Origin of the sequence: Nocardia sp. SYP-A9097 (genome assembly GCF_009649815.1) — a bacterium.
Taxonomy (GTDB): Bacteria; Actinomycetota; Actinomycetes; order Mycobacteriales; family Mycobacteriaceae; genus Nocardia.
In genome coordinates, this window is record NZ_WJIC01000046.1 from 1 (window position 1) to 5,274 (window position 5,274).

The window sequence follows — 5,274 nt, forward strand, 5'->3', positions numbered from 1 at the left end:
AGCGAGTCGATATCGACGAACACGCGCGTCGCCAGGCCCGGCAACAGATCCACGCGCGAACTCAACGCGAGCAGGTGCGCGCGCAGCACCGATTCCAGCTGCTTGGCGTGTCCGAAGGTGAACTCGCCCGGTCAGCACTGCCCGTTCGAGCCCATCGTCGGCCCGATCGACCAGGATGTTCGCCGGTTTGACGTCGCGGTGCACTACCCCATGGCGGTGGGCATGATCCAGAGCACGCGCGGCATCGTCGATCAGCCTCACAGCATGATCGACAGGTAAGCGGCCACCAGAACGCACAAGAAGGTCGGCGACATCCCCGCCAGCGATGTATTTCATTGAAATCCAAAGGGATTCCGCGTCCTTGCCGCTGCGGTCATACACGTGTGCGATGTTTGGATGGTCGAGACTCGCAGCCAGAGCGCTCTCCCGCTCGAACCGGGCGCGTACCCGCGCCTCGTCGGCAAGCGCGCCGTCGATCAGCTTCAAAGCCACCGACCGTTCCAAGCGGGGATGGCGCGCAAGGTATACCACGCCCATTCCGCCCACCCCGAGGACACGTTCGATCGTGTACCCAGCGAATACAGATCCTCGACCCAATCGCATCCGCGCCGCCCCGTGAAGTCAACCAATACGCCAGCGCGGCAACGATACTTGCCGCAGTCCCGCTGCACCACCGATCCGGTCCCGGATCCGACAGTTGGAAACCGCCGACAACTCGCGATACCTCTGTATCTGTCAAGCAGCGCTGGCGTCACGGTTGAATTCCGTTGGTCCGGTTCGTCGTTCGTCTCGAGCCATCGTTCGCCAGCACAGATCGGCCAAGCGCCGCTTGAGACAGCGCTTGGCCTCCTTCGGGGTCTTCCCCTCAGCGATCTTCTTGTCGTAGTAGGCGCGGCCGGCCGTTCCTCGCATCCGGATTTGGATCATCGCGACGGTGTGCAACGCAGAATTGAGCTCGCGATCTCCATACCGGGACAGACGGTGACGGGTCGAATCGGCACTGGCGATCTCGACCGGCGCGGTGCCGGTGTAGTTCGCGAAGGCAGCTGCGGTAGGGAATCTGCCGACTCGTCCGGTGCGGCCGATGATGCGGGCAGCGAGAACCGGTCCGACGCCGGGTACTTCGCGCAGTGTGGTGCCGTGTTCATCGAGCAGATCGCTCATTGCGGCAGCATTCTCGGCCAGTTGCAGGTCATACCGTTTGACATTGGCAATCAAGTCCTTGGCCAACGACTTCCGGACTCGGTCGGTACCGCTGACCGCTCGCAGACCGCGAAGAACGGCTGAGGCCTTGGTGGCGGTCAGGTCCGTGGGCACCCCGCCGGGAAGCAGCTCGCGCAGCAGCGCGTGCAATTGGTTGACTGATCGAGTCCTGCTTTCGGACAGGGTCTTCCGCCGCTCGTCTAGCAGAGCGAGGGAATCGGCGTGCGTTTCTGGGTGGACAGGCCGCGCGTCGCCCTGCATCGCCGCGACGCTGGCCGCCGCCGCGGCATCGATGCGGTCGTTCTTACGTCGGCCACCACGAGACAGTTGCCGCACCCGCGCCGTCGCGGCAGGCGCTACGTCCACTACGGTCTCTCCGGCGGAGACCAGCCATTGCGCCAAGTGGTGACCGAGGCCTTCTGCGTTTTCCACGGCCCAGGTGTGTTCGGGCCATTGGCGTGCCCAGTCCAGCAGCTTGCGGTAGCCGACATGGCTGGCGTCGATGCGGATCGATCCCCGATCGGAATTCGTCGCTGGATCCAAGGCTGTGGCGGTGTGGGTGGACTTGTGCGGATCGACGCCGATCAGCATCATCAGGTGCGGTTCCTCGCCTCGTCGGGTGGGGTATCCACGGCCGACAGGTCGACTTCCAGAACTAATCGCAGCGTGTTGTCGTCATACCTCTGTCGAGTCAGACCGTGAACGGAGACCAGGCGGCGGACATATCGCGAGCAAGTCAGCCAGACCGGCGACAGACAGTTGACGAGTCACCCCGCCCAGTCTCCTGCGGGACGTTACGGGTAGCTAACCCTGATCACGAACCGCTGCGTATAGATAAGTCGACAGTTGAATACGCGCCTCTGCCAGTCCGGAACCCCGAGTACGCGGCAATTAGCGCAAGATCGAGCTTCAGGCCAAGTGCGCTGACAGCAGCCAGGCCGGTACCGACTTGCGGCCGTTGCTCTCGTCCCGAATATCGGTGCCGGCGAAGTCCTGGAAGCCCGCGAAATTCTCGGGGATGTTGGCGTGGATGCGGGCCGGCCGGATCTCGTCGATTGCCCAGTACTTGCCCACCACGTTGCGCAACTCTTCGGCAGTGACGGGGTTGATCGGGCCCAGGGGCACGGTGGTCCTGTCGAACACCAGCACGAAGTAGGACGCGCCGGGTGCCGCGGCGCGCACGATCGACTCCTGGTAGCCCTGACGCAGTTCCACCGGCATCGAGTGGAACAGGGTGCTGTCGACGATGGTGCCGAAACGGCCGTCGTAGCCGGTGAACGCGGTGATATCGGCGACCTCGAAGCTGGCGTTGGTCAGGCCGCGCTTGGCGACCTCGTCGCGAGCGAGCTTGATCGCGGTCGGCGATTGGTCCAGGCCAACGGTCGTGAAGCCCCGTTCGGCGAGGTAGAACGACAGCGCAGCCTCACCGCAGCCTGCGTCGAGGATGTCGCCATGGAACGCGCCCGCTTCGATGAGCACGGCGATCTCGGGCTGCGGTTCACCGATACTCCACGGCGGCCGGTTACCCAGCCCGAGCTCGACGGCCTCGCCGCGATAGGCGGATTCGAACACCTCGTCCGAAGAAGGCGTTGTCATAGTTAACATGCTAGGCCTCGAGGATGAACCGCTGGGCTACTTTCTGCACCCGGTTGCCGCAGCGTTGCGCACCGAGGTGACAGACACGACGCCAGAGCGGGGCGGTCGCCGAGGCGAACCTATTGCGGTCGACGGCGAACTTTCTGCGGGTCAGGCTCGGGACATGCCGGCAGTGTCGCTGCTGTCCTGATGGTTATGGCGCGAGGCCGATTCCCAGCGGCAACTCCACGCGGCAGGCGCGAATATCAGCCAGAAGATCGGCGTAGCCTTCGCGGACTTGGCCGAGATAGAACCACGCTTCGTGGCGCAACTGCTCATCATCGGCACGCCGAACGGTCCACCAGACTTCGGCGAAGGTCTTCGCGACGTGGCTGATCACTTCCCCGAGAGAATGGGTGTGCTTGCGCGCACCGGTCGGGCGCGGCAAATGAAACACCGCCCACGAATTGATCAGCTCGACGACTCCCGCGATCTGCCGGCGCACGGTGACCTCATCGAGATCGGTTGAGCGTCGCGGTGCGTCCAGGTAGCCCGGCAGCAGTGCGGCATGCAGATCACCGAGCTCCCGCGCCCCGCTGACCAACGGCGAGTCGTGGTCGAGGTGACCGACGATCGCGGCCAGCAACTTCTCCGGCGCCAGCAAATCCGCCACACCCGGCGCGTCGTTCCCGAGAGGTTGCGATGACACCGGCACAACCCGGCCCTGCCGCGTTGCGCCGCTCACCATCGACTAGCCGAATACTCGGCCCGGCGCGGCGCGCCAGCGGCGGTGACTTCCGGCTGGCCGACTACCGCCACCGACCGGGGATCACGGAATACCTGCAGACGCTCATCGACGGGAATGCTCGAAGCCACCTCGACTAAATCTAGCTGATTAGTCAGTCAGTTGAGATAAAGTGGAGCATACTTGCCAGCGGGTTGACAAGGATATTGCTGATTTATCAATCAGTATTTCGACTCGAGGGCTGCTGTGGCCCGGAGCCGGACTGGGCTGGTTCGGCACCGAAGGCCACCCCGACGACTCCTGCCGACCGGCTTCGACGGCCAACGTCTGCAGTACACACTGACCCAGCTGGTTCCCCTGGCCCTGTTCGCCGTCGGCGGTCTGTGGTTCGTGCTGATCGGACGCCGACAGCGCCGCATGGACACTCTGGGCTTGTTACTGGTCGTGCTGGTGACCGGGGGTTCCGCAACTGGCGACGGTTGAATACGCGACCTCACCAGTCCTTCCGCGCCCCTCACGCACGTCCCGGTTGCGCCGCCCAAACCACCGACCGTCCACAAAGTCGTCAGCTGGATCACGACCAACCCCGGCACCTTCGCTGCCGGACACCGAGCGACCTCCAGGCGATCCTGGTAGTCAGTCCGGAACTGGCAGACCTGGCCGGGCACGTCCGCGTTTTCGCCGACATCATGGGCCAGCGGCGCGGTCGCGATCTCGAACGGTGGATGGCCGCGGTCGAGACCCAGGACCAGCCGCCCGCATTGCACTCCTTGTGCAATTTTAGTAGGCGCAATGTATCTCGGTAACGCCGAATGGGGCGATCGTGTGAGACACGCCGACAAGTGCCCGGAGGAAATTCGTTACAAGTCGGACTATTTCGCCCTGTTTCGAGGTTTCTCGCTATTGCACTCCGGATGGAATTGGACATGCGCAGGGTGAGTGTGTTCTTCTTCTCCGTGTGTTCACCGGAATCGGAAGTGGTTGCAGTCTGTATGGAGCGGTCGGTGAGTACGGCGTTCTGCGTGGAATGCGAGTTCTGCTGCAATCGGCATGAGAAGGAACGTGGATGCGTGAGTCCGGCAGGCAGGATCTGTTGTCAAGACGGTGCCTGCCGTGGCGCAGCAACCGCATTCCACCGTCCGCTTCGGCACCATGCGTGGACGATCGGAGGGGCATCCCCGCATGGCGAGCCTTAGGTGTGCCGGCCGTCGCGGGAAAGGCGCCCGAGTTGTCGGCTTCAGGCCGCAGAGCCATGCGTCTATTTCCCGATCTGGATCTTGCCATGTTAGGCTCGCCGCCACCTGATGTTGGACATCGCGCTGACGAATCTCCCTGAACGGCAACACATTTCGTGTGCCTGATTGCTACTGATATTTCGTGGTGAGTGAACGCATTGCAGCATCGCGTTTTCGTGGGCCGAAACGCTGTATGCCGGGTGGGCCGAGGGGCTGTGGTGCCTACCTGTCCGGTGCGTGCCGTGAGATAGCTGTTTGTAAGCGAGCGCGAATTGCTGCGTCAGATGTTCAAAATATCCGATCTTTCAAATTTCGAAATACATGGCACTACAACGTGGCATCCGAGTCGGATTCTTGATTTCCGACAGGCGAGTCATATGTTTCCGATCGGCATGTCCCGGCGCGGGTAATGGGTGCTGATTCGACATAGGCGAAACGCGTATACAGATAATTTCTGGTCTAGCGGGGGTTGCTCCGCTGTGTTCTGTTGTCTCCGAGTCTGAGTGAGGGGTTTAG

3 protein-coding genes and 1 pseudogene are annotated in these 5,274 nt (G+C 62.8%); all 4 read right to left on the reverse strand.

All coding sequences use genetic code 11. From position 1 onward, the window contains the following. Positions 1-171 precede the first annotated feature (171 nt). Positions 172-603, reverse strand: a pseudogene (locus GFY24_RS38645) (protein kinase); the annotation flags it as partial. A gap of 132 nt (positions 604-735) precedes the next feature. Continuing rightward, entirely contained in the window at positions 736-1,797 is a 1,062-nt protein-coding gene (locus GFY24_RS38650; RefSeq protein WP_153810090.1) for an IS110 family transposase, read from the reverse strand. A gap of 315 nt (positions 1,798-2,112) precedes the next feature. Further along, positions 2,113-2,799 (reverse strand): class I SAM-dependent methyltransferase, encoded by a 687-nt coding sequence (locus tag GFY24_RS38655; RefSeq protein ID WP_153810091.1) that lies wholly within the window; start codon positions 2,797-2,799, stop codon positions 2,113-2,115. Positions 2,800-2,992: 193 nt separating this feature from the next. Continuing rightward, the gene (locus GFY24_RS38660; RefSeq protein ID WP_153810092.1) at positions 2,993-3,487 is read right to left on the reverse strand and encodes a hypothetical protein; all 495 of its coding nucleotides are present in this window, start codon (positions 3,485-3,487) and stop codon (positions 2,993-2,995) included. Positions 3,488-5,274 lie beyond the last annotated feature (1,787 nt).